This is a genomic window from Sulfurimicrobium lacus (genome assembly GCF_011764585.1).
Lineage (GTDB): Bacteria > Pseudomonadota > Gammaproteobacteria > Burkholderiales > Sulfuricellaceae > Sulfurimicrobium > Sulfurimicrobium lacus.
Genome location: NZ_AP022853.1, coordinates 2,724,903 through 2,743,139, shown reverse-complemented (window position 1 = coordinate 2,743,139; position 18,237 = coordinate 2,724,903). Strand labels below are relative to the sequence as shown.

The following is an 18,237-nucleotide window of genomic DNA, read 5'->3' as shown; positions in this document are numbered from 1 at the left end:
ATTCATTAGGATCGCGAAGAGTTCTATTACAGCCTTAAAACCACAGACCGCTCCAAGGCGAAAGTACTGGCTGCCATACGGACTGCGGAACTCGAAGCCGAATTCGCCAATTACCGCGCAGGCGCTCCTAAACGGGATGACACGCTCCGCGCGTTAACGCCAGAGTTGATCGCCGCGATCTGCTCCAAATGGGAATCCCACAATCTGTTTCGCGACGACAAAGATCGGGGAGCCGGCTTTGAATACGGAGAGATAGGAGAGGAAATCGAGGAGCGGATTGAACGGCTTCGTGACTTCGAAGAAACCATCCGCATTGTCGTCGGACGTGGCGAGCACAAGATCGTTGAATCCGGCCTGCGTAACTTTCTACGCGACCTGGGCCTAAACGTCTCATCATCTGATCCCCTGTACGCCAAGCTTCGCCTGGCGTTTGCCCGGACTGTTGCCCGCACTGCGGGAAAACAGTTGCAGCGAGCCGAAGGGCTTGAAGTGCCAACCCCTGATGTGCAGCCTATTCCTGGCATACCCGCCCCATGTTCGAGAAAGTCATCTCACCGATTTGTTCGGTCATGCTATTGTGATATCCCATTGCAATATATACGCCAAGAAGAAAAGCGCAGCCCAAAGAAAGGCAGCCCAAAAGCAAAGTAGCAAAAAGACAAGAACAAGCAAGAAAATAAAGGAAGGGAACAAAGGGATGTTCAAGCGCTGGATGATCTTGTGGGGGATAGCGGCCGCGCTGGCTACCGGGCAGGCCCAAGCCATCGGTCTCACCAGCCCCACGGCCGGCCAGCTCTACCTCGCCCCGGCCAGCGTCACCCTGACGGCCACCGCCGCCGATAGCGACGGCACCATCACCAAGGTCGAATTCTACCAAGGCACCACCCTGATCGGCACGGCGACCGCTGCTCCGTACAGTATCACCTGGACGAATGCTCCGGCAGGGTACTACGCACTCAGCGCCAAGGCCACCGACGACAAGGGCATCACGAGCAGCTCAAACCCGGCGAAGATCAGCATCGACGCGCCCCCGACGGTCAGCCTCACCGCCCCGGCCAACAACACAATCTACGTTGCCCCGGCCAGCGTCACGCTCACGGCCACCGCCGCCGACAGCGACGACAGCATCACCAAGGTCGAGTTCTACCGTGGCACCACCCTGATCGGCACGGACACCGCCGCCCCCTACGGCATCAACTGGACGAACGCCCCGGCCGGCAGCTACACGCTCACCGCCCGAGCCACCGACAAAAGTGGCGCGACCACCACCTCGGCGCCGGTGCAGATTATCGTCGACGCACCGCCGAGCGTCAGCCTCACCGCACCGGCCAACAAAGCAGTCTACATCGCCCCGGCCAGCGTCACCCTGACAGCCACCGCCGGCGACAGCGACGGCACCATATCAAAAGTCGAGTACTACCAGGGCACCACCCTGATCGGCACGGCAACATCCGCGCCCTACATCGCCACCTGGCAAAACGCCCCGGCAGGGCAATACAGCCTGACCGCCAAGGCCACTGACGACAAAGGCGCAACCACCACCTCAACCGCCGTGACCATCATCGTCCTGCCCAACCAGCTGCCGAGCATCACCCTCACCGGGCCGACCGCAGGCCAGACCTTCACCGCCCCGGCGACCATCGACCTTGCCGCCAGCGCCCAGGACACGGACGGACAGATCGCCCGGGTCGAGTACTACCAGGGCACCACCCTGATCGGCACCGCCACCGCCGCCCCCTACAGCGCCACCTGGCAGAACGTCGCGGCAGGCCAATACAGCCTCACCGCCAAGGCCATCGACAACGGGGGAGGGGAGAGCTACGCGTCAGCAGTAAGCATCACCGTCAGCCCGGCGGGATTGCAGGTCTACTACTTGCACAGCGACCACCTCGACACCCCAAGGGTGGTGACCGACGAACAGAACCGCATCGTGTGGCGCAACGACCCGCTGGCGGAGCCGTTCGGCACGGCTGCGCCGGAGCAGGACCCGGATGGGGATGGGGTGCCGTTCACCTTGAACTTGCGCTTCCCGGGGCAGTACTTCGACAAGGAAACCAACCTTCATTACAACTGGTTCAGGGATTATGATCCGGCTCGCGGTGGATACACCACCAGTGACCCGATTGGGCTCAAAGGTGGCATTAATACCTATAGCTATGTGAGCGGGAATCCGATTTCTCGTGTTGATCTGTATGGACTTGAATCAAGCGTTTCATTTGGCCTTGGCGTTACAGCTGCTGCAGGGTGGGGGCGCGGTGGTGGTATCGACGTCAATGTTTCAATAACTATTGCCGAGACTGGTGTCGCGCTCGGTTTTCAGGGCACGGTAATAAACAAAAATGTATATGGCGCATATGCTGGTTGGGGGGGGCAAGCTGGTGGTGGTATCGGGGATACAATGTGCAAAGGTCTATCGTCTCCTCAAAAATCAGACTACATGGGTATTGCAGCCGGCTGGGGACCGGGCGTCGGCGCATCAGTGAATGTAGGAGATGGAGGGATTTCAGCGTCCAAGGGGACTTTTGGTGAAGGATACGGCGTCTTTTATGGTGAGGGTCAATCTGTAAGTAACTCCTGGGGATTTAAATGGTAGCTCTTAGCATTTTTTGGCGTTTCCTGATTGCAACGATCGCAAGCGCCGCAGCGGGTGTTGCCATATTCCTGTGCATTCGTTTAACCAATGCTAGTTCCTCCATTTTTTTCTCAATAATCGCGGGGATAGCTGTATTCGTCGCTTTTTTGGCGTCACCCAATCTGCAGCTTACTGCTGGATTGCGTAGGCTTTGGCTGTTTGACTGGATTGTTGCCGCACTCGTCCCTGTACCACTTGTTTTAGCTGCGATGCAGGAGACGTGGTTCGTCAAAGTAGTCCGATATCTCGTACTGTTTGTCTTTTTGATTTCAAGTAGTGTTGTCTTTCGGCGTTTCTTAAGAGGCCGAGGCAAAGCAAACGGAAATGTGCCTCGCAAATAACTATGCCTATGTCGGCGGGAACTCGATGAGTAAGGTGGACCCAAGTGGATTGGACAATCCTGGAATGGGGCCATATGGGAATGCTGCAATCAAAGGGGGCAGGGTCGCTTAAATTTGCATAACGCGCGTAAAACGCACCCGGTAGGGCGCCAACAAGCGAAGCGCGTTGCGCCGCACGTGATAAATATCCTGGACAACGGGTCTGGAGTGATAACGGGTAAGACTCGAATTAGATTTGGCAAAAGAATAAAGCGTGATCATGCGCTATCCAAGATAGCCCAAAGAAATCGGAGTGAAACTAAAAGACGGGTTTAGCAAGAACCCTTCAACACCCCACAAAAAACCAGTGGATTAGCCGTTCATGTTCGCGGCTCGTTCATTAATCGGCAGGCATGTTAAGTGTTCCGACGAGAGCAATTTAAGGAAACAGGATATGCAAAAAAGCAACGAGATGGTGATGTCCGTCGATTCATTCATCATGCGGGTGTCCAGCCTCGCGATAACGGCCATCCATAACGGCATCAAGCGGTTCCGTTGCTGTAAACCCGGAACCAGTGATCCTTGCTGGAAGCGACGACTAATCCTGATGATGTTGTTTTCTTGTCTTCTACCGAGCACTTTTCAAGCCCACGCGGATGGGAACGCACCACTCTCGGTTTCGGTCGAGTTTTACAGTGTCCTGTACTGCGAGAACGACAGCTGCTGCCCGGTGCTGGAACCCGGTGGTGTATGGGGGTCGGTCCGTAGCGGCGTAAAAACAGACCCGGCAGAAGCTTGCCTGGCCTTGCTGAAGGCGTCGAACGATGTGCAAGCATGCCGTCATTCCCCGCTATTTGCCGGGAGCGTACTGGGTTTGGGCGATTACCCCTGGTGCGAGATGGTTTCTGCCGAGGGTGCGCGCGGGACCACCCTCAGTGCATACACCACCACCTGTCCCCCCAACAGCACCTCCAGCAACGGAGTTTGCGCCTGCAACGCAGGATTCTACGCATCGAACTCGAGCTGCCTTCCCATCAGCCCCAAGAATTTCGGCGCCTGCACCGAGTCAAGTCCGCAAACCCCCAACCCCATCAGCATCGGCAGCGGCAACAAGTATTTGTCGGAGACGGACTACGTCGGCGGCGGCCCATTCCCGCTGAAGATCACCCGGGTATACAACGGCCGCGCGGACTTCTTCAGCCGGATCGGCTACAACTGGCGCACCGGCATCCAGAGCGCGGTCACGCACATCGTCTACTACGAAACCCAGGTCAACGGCATCGACAACCGGGCGCTCAAATATACCCTGAACAACAACCAGTGGGTGGCTGACGGCGACGTGCCTGAGAAATTGACGCGCCTGGCCGATGCCTCCGGCACCACCGTGGGCTGGACGTTGCGGAAGGCCGACGACACACTCGAAACCTACGATGCCAATGGCAGACTGCTGAGCATCGCCGACCGTCAACAACGGACCCAAACGCTGACCTACAGCGACGGCACCGCCGGCCCGAACGGCGGCTATGTGCTGGACGCTGCCGGCAATGCCACGACCATGATCCTGCCACTTGGCCGGGTCATCCGGCTGACCGATTCGAACGGCCGCTTCCTCCGCTTCGACTACGACATCTCGCTTCAAATCGTCATGATCACCGACCCCGCCGGCGGGAAATACCGCTACGCCTACGACGCCAACAGGAACCTCAAGAGCGTCACCTACCCCGACAACAAGGTTCGCACCTACCACTACAACGAAGCCGCCAACACCGGCGGAGCCAACCTGCCGCACGCTCTCACCGGCATCACCGACGAGAACGGCGTGCGCTACGCGACATACAGCTACGACAGCAGCGGCCGCGCCATCGGCGAAGCCCACGCGGGCAACGTCGATACATACGGACTCAACTTCGGCACCAACAGTACTGCGGTCACCGACCCGCTCGGCACTGTGCGCACCTACAACTTCCAGACCATCCTCGGCGTCGCCAAGAGCACCGGCACCAACCAACCCGGCGGCTCCGGCTGTGGCGCCGCGAGCAGCGCCCAGACCTACGACGGAGACGGCAACCTATCCAGCCGCACCGACTTCAACGGCACCCGCACCACCTACAGCTACGACCTCACCCGCAACCTCGAAACCAGCCGCATTGAAGCCGTCGGCACGCCCCAGGCGCGCACCATCAGCACCAGCTGGCACCCCAGCTACCGCCTGCCGCTCAAGATCGCCGAGCCCCAACGCCTCACCAGCTACACCTACGACGCCCAAGGCAACCCGCTCACCAAGACCCTCCAATCCACCCTTGACGCCACCGGCGCCCAAGGTCTCAGCGCCACCCCGGTGGGGACACCGCGCACCTGGACCTACACCTACAACCCCTACGGCCAGATCCTCACCCTGGACGGCCCGAGAACCGACGTCGCCGACCTCACGACGTACACATACTACGGCCCCACCGACCCCGACCTGGGCAAACGCGGCAACCTCGCCAGCCTCACCAACGCCCTCGGCTACACCACCCAGATCAGCGCCTACGACCTCAACGGCAACCCGCTCACCCTCATCGACCCCAACGGCCTCGCCACCCAACTCGGCTACGACCTGCGCCAACGCCTCACCAGCCGCAGCGTCGGCGGAGAAACCACCCGCTACCAATACGACAACGTCGGCCAACTCACCCAAATCGTCCAGCCCGACGGCAGCAGTCTCAATTACACTTACGACGACGCCCACCGCCTCACCCGCATCAGCGACAGCCTCGGCAACCGGATCGACTACACCCTCGACGCCATCGGCAACCGCACCCGCGAAGAAATACACGACCCGTCAGGCACCCTCACCCAACTGCGCCAACGCGTCTTCGACGCCCTCAACCGGCTCGCCCAAGACATCGGCGCCCAGAACCAAAGCACCGCCTACCGCTACGACGCCAACGGCAACCTCACCGGCATCACCGACCCCCTGAACCGCAACACCGCCAACGCCTACGACGGCAGCGAAACCCGCTACACCTGGGACCTCGGCCAGAACGGCCTCGGCCGGCTCGGCAAGATCGAAGACTATACCGGCGGCGTCCTCACCAGCGCCAACCAATACAGCTACGACCCGCAAGGCCGAGTCAACACAGAAACCCGCATCCTCAACGGCATCAGCTACACCACCGCCTACAGCTACAGCGGCGGACGCCTCGCCGGTCTTACCTACCCCAGCGGACGCCAACTCGCCTACACCCGCGACAGCAGCGGCCACATCAGCGAAGTGCGCCTCACCGACAACGGCCAGAGCAAAGTCCTCGCCGGCAACATCCAATACCAACCCTTCGGCGGCATTAAAAGCTACACCGACGGCAGCGGCCAGACCCACACCCGCAGCTACGACCAGGACGGCCGCATAGCCGCCTACAGTCTCGCCGGCCAGACCTGGCTGCTCGGGTATGATCTTGCCAACCGCATCACCGCCCAGATCGACGGCGGCGACGCCGCCCACAGCGCCGTCTACGGCTACGACAACCTCGACCGCCTCACCGGCGCCGTCCTGCCAACCACCAACTACGGCTACGCCTACGACCCCAACGGCAACCGCGTCAGCCAGACCACCGGCGCCGCCACCCGCAGCTACACCACCGACCCCGCCAGCAACCGGCTGCTCGCCATCGACAGCCCGGCAAAGAACTACGCCTACGACGCCAACGGCAGCACCACCAATGATGGAACAAACCAGCTCGCCTACGACGCCAAAGGCCGACTCGCCCAAGCCGTCACCGCAGCCGGCACCACGCACTACCAGCTCAACGCCCTCGGGCAGCGCATCCGGAAGAGCGGCAGCGCCGACACCGTCTACCTCTACGACACGGCCGGCCACCTCATTGCCGAAACCACCCCGGCCGGCCAGACCCTGCGCGAATACGTCTACCTCAACGACATCCCGCTGGTGGTGCTGCAATAGCCGAAAGAAGAAAGCGAAGAACAAGGAAACGAAGAGAACAACAGAACCAAAGAAAAGCAGCAAAAAGAAAAAGAACGAGCAAGAAAACAAAGGAAAGGGAGCAAAGGGATGTTCAAGCGCTGGATGATTTTGTGGGGGATGGCGGCCGCGCTGGCTACCGGGCAGGCCCAAGCCATCGGTCTCACCAGCCCCACGGCCGGCCAGCTCTACCTCGCCCCGGCCAGCATCACCCTGGCCGCCGCCACCACCACCAGCGACGGCACAGTCGTCAAGGTCGAGTTCTACCAGGGCAGCACCCTGATCGGCACGGGCACCGCCGCCCCCTACAGCATCAACTGGACGAACGCACCGGCCGGCAGCTACACGCTCACCGCCAAGGCCACCGACTTCAAGGGAACAACCACCACCTCGGTACCGGTACAGATCACCGTCGACGCGCCGCCGACGGTCAGCCTCACCAGTCCCACCTCCGGCCAGGCCTACATCGCCCCGGCCAGCGTCACCCTCACGGCCACCGCTTCGGACAGCGACGGCACCATCACCAAAGTCGAGTTCTACCAAGGCACCACCCTGATCGGCACGGCGACCGCTGCTCCGTACAGTATCACCTGGACGAATGCTCCGGCAGGGTACTACGCACTCAGCGCCAAGGCCACCGACGACAAGGGCATCACGAGCAGCTCAAACCCGGCGAAGATCAGCATCGACGCGCCCCCGACGGTCAGCCTCACCGCACCGGCCAACAACGCAGTCTACGCCGCCCCGGCCAGCGTCACGCTCACGGCCACCGCCGCCGACAGCGACGACAGCATCACCAAGGTCGAGTTCTACCGTGGCACCACCCTGATCGGCACGGACACCGCCGCCCCCTACGGCATCAACTGGACGAACGCCCCGGCCGGCAGCTACACGCTCACCGCCCGAGCCACCGACAAAAGTGGCGCGACCACCACCTCGGCGCCGGTGCAGATTATCGTCGACGCACCGCCGAGCGTCAGCCTCACCGCACCGGCCAACAAAGCAGTCTACATCGCCCCGGCCAGCGTCACCCTGACAGCCACCGCCGGCGACAGCGACGGCACCATATCAAAAGTCGAGTACTACCAGGGCACCACCCTGATCGGCACGGCAACATCCGCGCCCTACATCGCCACCTGGCAAAACGCCCCGGCAGGGCAATACAGCCTGACCGCCAAGGCCACTGACGACAAAGGCGCAACCACCACCTCAACCGCCGTGACCATCATCGTCCTGCCCAACCAGCTGCCGAGCATCACCCTCACCGGGCCGACCGCAGGCCAGACCTTCACCGCCCCGGCGACCATCGACCTTGCCGCCAGCGCCCAGGACACGGACGGACAGATCGCCCGGGTCGAGTACTACCAGGGCACCACCCTGATCGGCACCGCCACCGCCGCCCCCTACAGCGCCACCTGGCAGAACGTCGCGGCAGGCCAATACAGCCTCACCGCCAAGGCCATCGACAACGGAGGAGGGGAGAGCTACTCGTCAGCCGCAAGCATCACCGTCAACCCGGCGGGACTGCAGGTCTACTACCTGCACAGCGACCACCTCAACACCCCGAGGGTGGTGACCGACGAACAGAACCGCATCGTGTGGCGCAACGACCCGCTGGCGGAGCCGTTCGGCACGGCTGCGCCGGAGCAGGACCCGGATGGGGATGGGGTGCCGTTCACCTTGAATTTGCGCTTCCCGGGGCAGTACTTCGATCGGGAGACCAGCCTTCACTACAACTACTATCGGGACTACGATCCGCAGACAGGGGCTTACAAGCAAAGCGATCTGATTGGACTCGCGGGGGGCATCAATACGTACACCTATGCATTGGGGAACCCACTCAGTAACCCAGATCCGATGGGGTTGGCGACCCAGTCGGAAATCAGCGCTGCTGTGCAAACGCTAACAAGCAGCTATCCGCAGGATTTCTCAAAGCCACCCGCGTCTGTGACACCTTTTCCGATGGGGGAAAACGGACTGGGTATGACGGACTGGGGAAACAACATCACTCTGAATTCAAACCGATTCGGTGGCAGTTCTGAATGCGTGAAAAGAGGGGACGAATACCAGTTTCTTCAGACCTTGGCGCATGAAATGCTGCACGTTAACGAATCGATACCACGCCGCTTGCTCAGTAATAGCTTCCGAATGGGTAATCCGATCGGATACTTCCATCGGCAGCTTGACGATAAGGCTAATGCAATGGCGACTCAAAAAATCATTGAGAAGTACATTAAGACGCGCAACGCGAACAAGGATTGTATATGCAGATAAAGACTATTCAGTACATTGGCTACCTACTGCTTTTGTTGGCAGGCGCGGCATGTAGCCACGTTGACGAAATCACGCCACGCTCCTATGTCGGCCTGCTCTATGGTGACACAAAGCTGGTGCGAGAAGAGATTGCACAAGCGTTGTCCAATGGCAAAACTGTGCCAAATGCTGGCACATTGCTGCTTAAACCGCGGGACGATGGTTTGATGGTTGTGCCTATAGACTTGGGTTGGGTCACAGCGGGCGGTGCCATAGTGGTACATAGCAAGAAATACGGAGTTGTTGTAATTCAAGAGCCAATAATCTCGCGAGGTAAGGTAGCCTGGAGTTGCATCGTGTACCCAGCCGAAGCCAAGCCTAATGCCTGTGGTTCGTAACTTAAAGAGGGTCAGCTTCGCAATAGTACTTAAAGGAAGCTTGATCATGCGCTATCCAAATAACCCAAAGAAGTCGGATGAAACAAAAAATGGGTTTAGCAACAACCCTTCAATACGCCACAAAAGCCAGTGGTTTAGCCGTTCATGTTCCGGGCTCGTTCATTAATCGGCAGGCAATGTTAAGTGCTCCGATGAGAGCAATTTAAGGAAACAGGGTATGCAAAAAAGCAACGAGATGGTGATGTCCGTCGATTCATTCCTTACGCGGATGTCCGGCCTCGCGATAACGGCCATCCAGGACGGTATCAGGCACTTGTGTTTGCCCGAAATCAGCGGCATTAATCGGCGCGCGAGCGCATACCAGCGGTTGCTGATTCTGGTGATGTTGTTTTCTTGTCTTCTACCGAGCACTTTTCAAGCCCACGCGGATGGGAATACACCACTCTCGGTTTCGGTCGAGTTTTACAGTGTCCTGTACTGCGGCGGCGACAGCTGCTGCCCGGTGCTGGAACCCGGTGGTGTATGGGGGTCAGTCCGTAGCGGCGTAAAAACAGACCCGGCAGAAGCTTGCCTGGCCTTGCTGAAGGCGTCGAACGATGTGCAAGCATGCCGTCATTCCCCGCTATTTGCCGGGAGCGTACTGGGTTTGGGCGATTACCCCTGGTGCGAGATGGTTTCTGCCGAGGGTGCGCGCGGGACCACCCTCAGTGCATACACCACCACCTGTCCCCCCAACAGCACCTCCAGCAACGGAGTTTGCGCCTGCAACGCAGGATTCTACGCATCGAACTCGAGCTGCCTTCCCATCAGCCCCAAGAATTTCGGCGCCTGCACCGAGTCAAGTCCGCAAACCCCCAACCCCATCAGCATCGGCAGCGGCAACAAGTATTTGTCGGAGACGGACTACGTCGGCGGCGGCCCATTCCCGCTGAAGATCACCCGGGTATACAACGGCCGCGCGGACTTCTTCAGCCGGATCGGCTACAACTGGCGCACCGGCATCCAGAGCGCGGTCACGCACATCGTCTACTACGAAACCCAGGTCAACGGCATCGACAACCGGGCGCTCAAATATACCCTGAACAACAACCAGTGGGTGGCTGACGGCGACGTGCCTGAGAAATTGACGCGCCTGGCCGATGCCTCCGGCACCACCGTGGGCTGGACGTTGCGGAAGGCCGACGACACACTCGAAACCTACGATGCCAATGGCAGACTGCTGAGCATCGCCGACCGTCAACAACGGACCCAAACGCTGACCTACAGCGACGGCACCGCCGGCCCGAACGGCGGCTATGTGCTGGACGCTGCCGGCAATGCCACGACCATGATCCTGCCACTTGGCCGGGTCATCCGGCTGACCGATTCGAACGGCCGCTTCCTCCGCTTCGACTACGACATCTCGCTTCAAATCGTCATGATCACCGACCCCGCCGGCGGGAAATACCGCTACGCCTACGACGCCAACAGGAACCTCAAGAGCGTCACCTACCCCGACAACAAGGTTCGCACCTACCACTACAACGAAGCCGCCAACACCGGCGGAGCCAACCTGCCGCACGCTCTCACCGGCATCACCGACGAGAACGGCGTGCGCTACGCGACATACAGCTACGACAGCAGCGGCCGCGCCATCGGCGAAGCCCACGCGGGCAACGTCGATACATACGGACTCAACTTCGGCACCAACAGTACTGCGGTCACCGACCCGCTCGGCACTGTGCGCACCTACAACTTCCAGACCATCCTCGGCGTCGCCAAGAGCACCGGCACCAACCAACCCGGCGGCTCCGGCTGTGGCGCCGCGAGCAGCGCCCAGACCTACGACGGAGACGGCAACCTATCCAGCCGCACCGACTTCAACGGCACCCGCACCACCTACAGCTACGACCTCACCCGCAACCTCGAAACCAGCCGCATTGAAGCCGTCGGCACGCCCCAGGCGCGCACCATCAGCACCAGCTGGCACCCCAGCTACCGCCTGCCGCTCAAGATCGCCGAGCCCCAACGCCTCACCAGCTACACCTACGACGCCCAAGGCAACCCGCTCACCAAGACCCTCCAATCCACCCTTGACGCCACCGGCGCCCAAGGTCTCAGCGCCACCCCGGTGGGGACACCGCGCACCTGGACCTACACCTACAACCCCTACGGCCAGATCCTCACCCTGGACGGCCCGAGAACCGACGTCGCCGACCTCACGACGTACACATACTACGGCCCCACCGACCCCGACCTGGGCAAACGCGGCAACCTCGCCAGCCTCACCAACGCCCTCGGCTACACCACCCAGATCAGCGCCTACGACCTCAACGGCAACCCGCTCACCCTCATCGACCCCAACGGCCTCGCCACCCAACTCGGCTACGACCTGCGCCAACGCCTCACCAGCCGCAGCGTCGGCGGAGAAACCACCCGCTACCAATACGACAACGTCGGCCAACTCACCCAAATCGTCCAGCCCGACGGCAGCAGTCTCAATTACACTTACGACGACGCCCACCGCCTCACCCGCATCAGCGACAGCCTCGGCAACCGGATCGACTACACCCTCGACGCCATCGGCAACCGCACCCGCGAAGAAATACACGACCCGTCAGGCACCCTCACCCAACTGCGCCAACGCGTCTTCGACGCCCTCAACCGGCTCGCCCAAGACATCGGCGCCCAGAACCAAAGCACCGCCTACCGCTACGACGCCAACGGCAACCTCACCGGCATCACCGACCCCCTGAACCGCAACACCGCCAACGCCTACGACGGCAGCGAAACCCGCTACACCTGGGACCTCGGCCAGAACGGCCTCGGCCGGCTCGGCAAGATCGAAGACTATACCGGCGGCGTCCTCACCAGCGCCAACCAATACAGCTACGACCCGCAAGGCCGAGTCAACACAGAAACCCGCATCCTCAACGGCATCAGCTACACCACCGCCTACAGCTACAGCGGCGGACGCCTCGCCGGTCTTACCTACCCCAGCGGACGCCAACTCGCCTACACCCGCGACAGCAGCGGCCACATCAGCGAAGTGCGCCTCACCGACAACGGCCAGAGCAAAGTCCTCGCCGGCAACATCCAATACCAACCCTTCGGCGGCATTAAAAGCTACACCGACGGCAGCGGCCAGACCCACACCCGCAGCTACGACCAGGACGGCCGCATAGCCGCCTACAGTCTCGCCGGCCAGACCTGGCTGCTCGGGTATGATCTTGCCAACCGCATCACCGCCCAGATCGACGGCGGCGACGCCGCCCACAGCGCCGTCTACGGCTACGACAACCTCGACCGCCTCACCGGCGCCGTCCTGCCAACCACCAACTACGGCTACGCCTACGACCCCAACGGCAACCGCGTCAGCCAGACCACCGGCGCCGCCACCCGCAGCTACACCACCGACCCCGCCAGCAACCGGCTGCTCGCCATCGACAGCCCGGCAAAGAACTACGCCTACGACGCCAACGGCAGCACCACCAATGATGGAACAAACCAGCTCGCCTACGACGCCAAAGGCCGACTCGCCCAAGCCGTCACCGCAGCCGGCACCACGCACTACCAGCTCAACGCCCTCGGGCAGCGCATCCGGAAGAGCGGCAGCGCCGACACCGTCTACCTCTACGACACGGCCGGCCACCTCATTGCCGAAACCACCCCGAGCGGCCAGACCCTGCGCGAATACGTCTACCTCAACGACATCCCGCTGGTAGTGCTGCAGTAAGACCCGAAGAACAACGAACAAGTAAAAACATAAAACCTGGGAGAAAGGGATGTTCAAGCGCTGGATGATCTTGTGGGGGCTGGCGGCCGCGCTGGCTACCGGGCAGGCCCAAGCCATCGGTCTCACCAGCCCCACGGCCGGCCAGCTCTACCTCGCCCCGGCCAGCATCACCCTGGCCGCCGCCACCACCACCAGCGACGGCACAGTCGTCAAGGTCGAGTTCTACCAGGGCAGCACCCTGATCGGCACGGGCACCGCCGCCCCCTACAGCATCAACTGGACGAATACACCGGCAGGCATCCACATGCTCACTGCCCGAGCCACCGACAAAAGTGGCGCGACCACCACCTCGGCGCCGGTGCAGATCATCGTCGACGCACCGCCGACGGTCAGCCTCACCGCCCCGGCCAACAAAGCAGTCTACATCGCCCCGGCCAGCGTCACCCTGACAGCCACCGCCGGCGACAGCGACGGCACCATATCAAAAGTCGAGTACTACCAGGGCACCACCCTGATCGGCACGGCAACATCCGCGCCCTACATCGCCACCTGGCAAAACGCCCCGGCAGGGCAATACAGCCTGACCGCCAAGGCCACTGACGACAAAGGCGCAACCACCACCTCAACCGCCGTGACCATCATCGTCCTGCCCAACCAGCTGCCGAGCATCACCCTCACCGGGCCGACCGCAGGCCAGACCTTCACCGCCCCGGCGACCATCGACCTTGCCGCCAGCGCCCAGGACACGGACGGACAGATCGCCCGGGTCGAGTACTACCAGGGCACCACCCTGATCGGCACCGCCACCGCCGCCCCCTACAGCGCCACCTGGCAGAACGTCGCGGCAGGCCAATACAGCCTCACCGCCAAGGCCATCGACAACGGGGGAGGGGAGAGGTACGCGTCAGCCGCAAGCATCACCGTCAGCCCGGCGGGACTGCAGGTCTACTACTTGCACAGCGACCACCTCGACACCCCAAGGGTGGTGACCGACGAACAGAACCGCATCGTGTGGCGCAACGACCCGCTGGCGGAGCCGTTCGGCACGGCTGCGCCGGAGCAGGACCCGGATGGGGATGGGGTGCCGTTCACCTTGAATTTGCGCTTCCCGGGGCAGTACTTCGACAGGGAAACCAACCTTCATTACAACTACTTCAGGGATTATGATCCGGCTCGCGGTGGATACGTCACCAGTGATCCGATTGGACTTAGGGGCGGCATTAATACCTACACCTATGTTAATGGTAACCCGCTAAGCTACGTTGATCCGCTTGGATTGGCGCGCACAACAGTCGATTCAGCGATCGAACAGGCAATTCGCCGCGGGGATGTTGGCGAACTCCAAACGCTCCTTGAGGCTGCCAATCCAGAGCAGGCATCTGTTATTCAACGTGCGCTCACGCCTGCTCGCGATTTGATTCGTGGGCAAACTCGGCGCTCTAGTTCATACGCATCGGAATTGGAGGAGAACTCTTACGCAGAGTTGTGCCAGATGGCAAAGGGGAAAGGTGATCTTGCCAACAAAGCCGTGAAAATGAAAAAGCTTATCGAGCAACAAGAGCGTCTAATGGAAAAGCTTGGGGGAAAGTGATGATCTCACTTACAGAATTGATCAATCGCTATATGACCGCGAGGCAGACCAACAATCCAAATGAGTTGACTTGTTTCTTTAAGTCGATTGAGGATGTTCCTCTTCCCACCGCTCTGGCAATTAACAAGGCACGTGCAATTCAGCTTTCGGATGGTAATGAGTATTCGTTGGGCGATGCCGAACGGTTGCTTCGCACTATCATAGAAATAGATCCAGCGGCTGTCCCAGCTTATATTGAATTGGGGTGTCTATTGGATGCTGTACTCGATCAAAGCAAAGAGGCGATTGATGTTTTTGATAGGGGTATAGAGCAAGCTCAAAAGCAACTTCACGAACTCAATTTTGAGAAGGCAAAAGCCCAGATGGGACGGAAAGAGTATTCCGATGCTCTTCAAACTTTGGAGCAATATCGCAGCGACGAAGGACGATTTCAGCAGCTCAGGGAGGAGGTCGAGGAACGGCTACGTTCTGAGTGATCGAAATGCTAGGTCTAGGAATCTAATTTTAATTATGACAAAGAAGAGCCGACTTTGGATTGCAGCAATGTGTGCCCCAGTGACATTGCCTATTGAACTAAAGGGGGTCAGCTTCGCAATAGTCTTGAAGGAGGCGGCAATACGCAGATGACGGCATCTGACCTCAAAGTGTTGGCGCTAAACCAATATTGACCATTTAGACGCGCGGATGCGCGTTGAAGTTTGACCAGGTAACCCACGACGTATCCTGTTTTTTTAAGCAGGAGGAATGAAGAGGTGATTACCATGGTCATGTATGCAAAGGTACGTCGGATGTTCTTCCGGGAACATCTATCCATCAGCGAGATCGGGCGGCGCACAAGCCTGTCGCGCAACACCATCAAGAAGTGGCTCCGGGCGCCAGACGGTACCGAGCCCGCGTATTCCAGAGCCAAAGCCATCGTCAAGCTGACGCCATTTGAGGCCAGGCTGAGGTTGTGGCTGGAAGCCGACTCACACCGCCCCAAGCGCGACCGACGTACCGCACTGATGATGTTTGAAGCCATCAAGAAGGAGGGCTTCACCGGCTGCTACGCACGGGTCACCGAATTCATGCGCAACTGGCGGAATGTGACCGCTCCCAGCAAGTCTGCTTATGTTCCTCTCAGGTTTGAACTCGGCGAAGCCTTCCAGTTTGACTGGAGCGAGGAATGGCTGGTGATTGGCGGCATTCACCGCAAGATTCTGGCCGCACACACCAAACTGTGCGCCAGCCGTGCATTCCTGCTATCGGCCTATCCCACGCAAAGCCACGAGATGTTGTTCGATGCGCACACCCGGGCCTTCACGGCCCTGGGTGGCATTCCCCGGCGCGGCATCTACGACAACATGAAGACCGCCGTAGACAAGGTGTGCAAGGGCAAATGCCGCGTCGTCAATACACGGTTCTTTGCCATGACGGCACATTACCTGTTCGACCCTGATTTCTGCAACGTCGCCTCAGGCTGGGAGAAAGGCGTCGTCGAGAAGAACGTCCAGGATTCCCGCCGCCGTGTGTGGATGGAGGCCAAAGAACAGCGATTCAGCACATTCGGTGAGTTGAATGCCTGGCTGGAAGTACGCTGCCGCACCTTGTGGGCGGCAATGGAGCATCCGGACCATGTGGGCATCACTATCGCTGATGCGCTTGAACAGGAGCAGGCCTATTTGATGCCCATGCCGACCCCGTTTGATGGCTACGTCGAAGTGCTGGCTCGCGTTTCCAGCACGTGCCTGGTGAGCGTGCAGCGCAACCGCTATTCGGTGCCGTGCCATCTGGCCAACCATAAGATAGCCGTTCATCTGTATCCCGACCGGATTGAGGCCTACGCCGATAACGCGGTCGTAGCCAGTCATCCGCGCCTGCACCATCGTGACCAGACCAGCTATGACTGGCAGCATTACATTCCACTCATTGAGCGCAAACCTGGCGCATTACGCAATGGGGCGCCATTCGGTGATATGGCGATGCCCTTCATCATGCTGCAAGCCGCCTTGCGACGACGCGAACGGAATCTGGGTGATCGCGTCATGGCATCCGTTCTGGCCACCGTGCCAACGCACGGGCTGGATGCCGTCCTGGTTGCGGTGGGGTTGGTGCTGGAATCCGGTGTGCCAAGCGTCGAGCATGTGCTGAACATGCTGGCACGCCTCAAGCAGGAGGCAATGCCAGCGCAGGTGGAAACCGGCCTGACGCTCATCGAGGAACCGCTGGCGGATACCGCACGCTACGACAGCTTGAATGCTGGGGAGGTGTCCCATGTCTGATCTCGTCAGCCAACTCAAGGCGCTCAAGTTGCACGGCATGGCAGAGAGCTATGTCGAATTAAAAAACCAGGGCGCGTCAGGCGCGACGGCATCCATGGCCTCTTCCGAATGGCTGCTGCGGCATTTGGTGGAAGCCGAGGCGACGGATCGTGCCATCCGTTCCATCAGTTACCAGATGCACGTCGCCAGATTCCCTGTCCACCGCGACCTGGCCGGCTTTGACTTCAGCCAGTCCAAGGTCGATAAGTCACTGCTCGGCCGACTCGCCACCTTGCAGTTTACCGATGCCGCTCAGAACGTGGTGCTGGTCGGTGGCACGGGGACGGGCAAGACGCACTTAGCTACGGCCATCGGTGTTGCTGGTATCCAGCATCATGGCAAGCGGGTGCGCTTCTACTCCACGGTGGACCTGGTCAATACGCTGGAACGGGAGAAGGCTGCGGGCAAGCAGGGCAAGTTGGCGCTCAGTTTGATGCAGATGGATCTGGTAATACTGGATGAGCTGGGCTACCTGCCGTTCTCGCAGGCAGGCGGGGCGTTGCTGTTCCATCTCCTGTCCAAGCTGTATGAGCGGACCAGCGTCATCATCACCACCAATTTGACCTTCGCCGAGTGGAGTAGCGTGTTCGGCGATGCCAAACTGACCACGGCATTGCTGGACCGCCTGACCCACCATTGCCACATCGTCGAGACCGGCAACGAGTCCTATCGCTTCAAGCAAAGCAGCGCAACGGCTAAGGATCGTATCAAGGATCGGGAGAAGGAAAAACGGTCATCACCGTTGGAGGAAACGGAGCCGTTCTGACAAACATCATTCACTTCCGCAGGAGGTTAATGCCATCTCAGTCTGGTCGACTTGCCCCCAGCCGTGTAGTACGCTACATCGCTATAGCACCTGGTCAAAATTCAACGCGCACAGGTGGTCAGTTTTAAATGCGCGCCAACACTCAAAGGCCACAACCGCAAAAAAGGTCAGCTTCGAAATTTGTCTGGAGGGATTGTATAGACCGGGCACATAGGTGAACCACCCTGATCGGCACGGCGACCGCCGTGCCCTACACCGTTACCTGGCGAAACGCCCCGGCAGGCAGCTACACGCTCAGCGC

Annotated in this window: 11 protein-coding genes; 10 read left to right on the top strand and 1 reads right to left on the bottom strand. The window is 60.1% G+C overall.

Translation table 11 applies throughout. The annotated features are described in order from the left end of the window. Positions 1-165 precede the first annotated feature (165 nt). The 5 genes from SKTS_RS13350 (at position 166) to SKTS_RS18770 (ending at position 9,187) form a co-directional block, all read left to right on the top strand. Entirely contained in the window at positions 166-651 is a 486-nt protein-coding gene (locus tag SKTS_RS13350) for a hypothetical protein (RefSeq protein ID WP_173065901.1), read from the top strand. Positions 652-697: 46 nt separating this feature from the next. Further along, complete coding sequence (locus tag SKTS_RS13345; protein ID WP_173065898.1) at positions 698-2,593, top strand: Ig-like domain-containing protein; 1,896 nt, start codon at positions 698-700, stop codon at positions 2,591-2,593. After that, positions 2,587-2,973: a hypothetical protein gene (locus tag SKTS_RS13340; RefSeq protein ID WP_173065896.1), complete on the top strand. Its 387-nt coding sequence runs from the start codon at positions 2,587-2,589 to the stop codon at positions 2,971-2,973. The genes SKTS_RS13345 and SKTS_RS13340 overlap by 7 nt, the downstream gene beginning before the upstream one ends. A 433-nt stretch (positions 2,974-3,406) precedes the next feature. After that, a complete protein-coding gene (locus tag SKTS_RS13335; RefSeq protein WP_173065893.1) occupies positions 3,407-6,895 on the top strand; it encodes a DUF6531 domain-containing protein in 3,489 nt (1,162 codons plus the stop codon). A 108-nt stretch (positions 6,896-7,003) separates the two neighbouring features. Further along, positions 7,004-9,187: an Ig-like domain-containing protein gene (locus SKTS_RS18770; protein ID WP_188200231.1), complete on the top strand. Its 2,184-nt coding sequence runs from the start codon at positions 7,004-7,006 to the stop codon at positions 9,185-9,187. 23 nt (positions 9,188-9,210) lie between these two features. Here SKTS_RS18770 and SKTS_RS13310 read toward each other — a convergent pair whose 3' ends face one another. Next, positions 9,211-9,612: a hypothetical protein gene (locus tag SKTS_RS13310; RefSeq protein ID WP_173065890.1), complete on the bottom strand. Its 402-nt coding sequence runs from the start codon at positions 9,610-9,612 to the stop codon at positions 9,211-9,213. A 169-nt stretch (positions 9,613-9,781) separates the two neighbouring features. On the opposite strand from SKTS_RS13310, the gene SKTS_RS13305 reads away from it, so the two are divergent. From SKTS_RS13305 to istB, 5 genes are all read left to right on the top strand, one after another. Then, a complete protein-coding gene (locus SKTS_RS13305; RefSeq protein WP_173065887.1) occupies positions 9,782-13,279 on the top strand; it encodes a DUF6531 domain-containing protein in 3,498 nt (1,165 codons plus the stop codon). A 49-nt stretch (positions 13,280-13,328) separates the two neighbouring features. Beyond that, the gene (locus tag SKTS_RS13300) at positions 13,329-14,870 is read left to right on the top strand and encodes an Ig-like domain-containing protein (RefSeq protein WP_173065884.1); all 1,542 of its coding nucleotides are present in this window, start codon (positions 13,329-13,331) and stop codon (positions 14,868-14,870) included. Beyond that, complete coding sequence (locus SKTS_RS13295; RefSeq protein ID WP_173065882.1) at positions 14,870-15,346, top strand: hypothetical protein; 477 nt, start codon at positions 14,870-14,872, stop codon at positions 15,344-15,346. Before SKTS_RS13300 ends, SKTS_RS13295 begins: the two co-directional genes overlap by 1 nt. Before the next feature lie 285 nt (positions 15,347-15,631). Further along, the gene (gene istA, locus SKTS_RS13290) at positions 15,632-17,131 is read left to right on the top strand and encodes an IS21 family transposase (protein ID WP_198420350.1); all 1,500 of its coding nucleotides are present in this window, start codon (positions 15,632-15,634) and stop codon (positions 17,129-17,131) included. Next, the gene (istB, locus tag SKTS_RS13285) at positions 17,124-17,936 is read left to right on the top strand and encodes an IS21-like element helper ATPase IstB (RefSeq protein ID WP_173064719.1); all 813 of its coding nucleotides are present in this window, start codon (positions 17,124-17,126) and stop codon (positions 17,934-17,936) included. The genes istA and istB overlap by 8 nt, the downstream gene beginning before the upstream one ends. The last annotated feature ends 301 nt before the right edge of the window (positions 17,937-18,237 follow it).

Bases quoted from the DNA above. Each gene is read 5' to 3' on its own strand.
- SKTS_RS13345 (WP_173065898.1), top strand. From the start codon at position 698: ATGTTCAAGCGCTGGATGATCTTGTGGGGGATAGCGGCCGCGCTGGCT.
- SKTS_RS13340 (WP_173065896.1), top strand. From the start codon at position 2,587: ATGGTAGCTCTTAGCATTTTTTGGCGTTTCCTGATTGCAACGATCGCA.
- SKTS_RS13335 (WP_173065893.1), top strand. From the start codon at position 3,407: ATGCAAAAAAGCAACGAGATGGTGATGTCCGTCGATTCATTCATCATG.
- SKTS_RS18770 (WP_188200231.1), top strand. From the start codon at position 7,004: ATGTTCAAGCGCTGGATGATTTTGTGGGGGATGGCGGCCGCGCTGGCT.
- SKTS_RS13310 (WP_173065890.1), bottom strand. From the start codon at position 9,612: ATGATCAAGCTTCCTTTAAGTACTATTGCGAAGCTGACCCTCTTTAAG.
- SKTS_RS13305 (WP_173065887.1), top strand. From the start codon at position 9,782: ATGCAAAAAAGCAACGAGATGGTGATGTCCGTCGATTCATTCCTTACG.
- SKTS_RS13300 (WP_173065884.1), top strand. From the start codon at position 13,329: ATGTTCAAGCGCTGGATGATCTTGTGGGGGCTGGCGGCCGCGCTGGCT.
- SKTS_RS13295 (WP_173065882.1), top strand. From the start codon at position 14,870: ATGATCTCACTTACAGAATTGATCAATCGCTATATGACCGCGAGGCAG.
- istA (WP_198420350.1), top strand. From the start codon at position 15,632: ATGGTCATGTATGCAAAGGTACGTCGGATGTTCTTCCGGGAACATCTA.
- istB (WP_173064719.1), top strand. From the start codon at position 17,124: ATGTCTGATCTCGTCAGCCAACTCAAGGCGCTCAAGTTGCACGGCATG.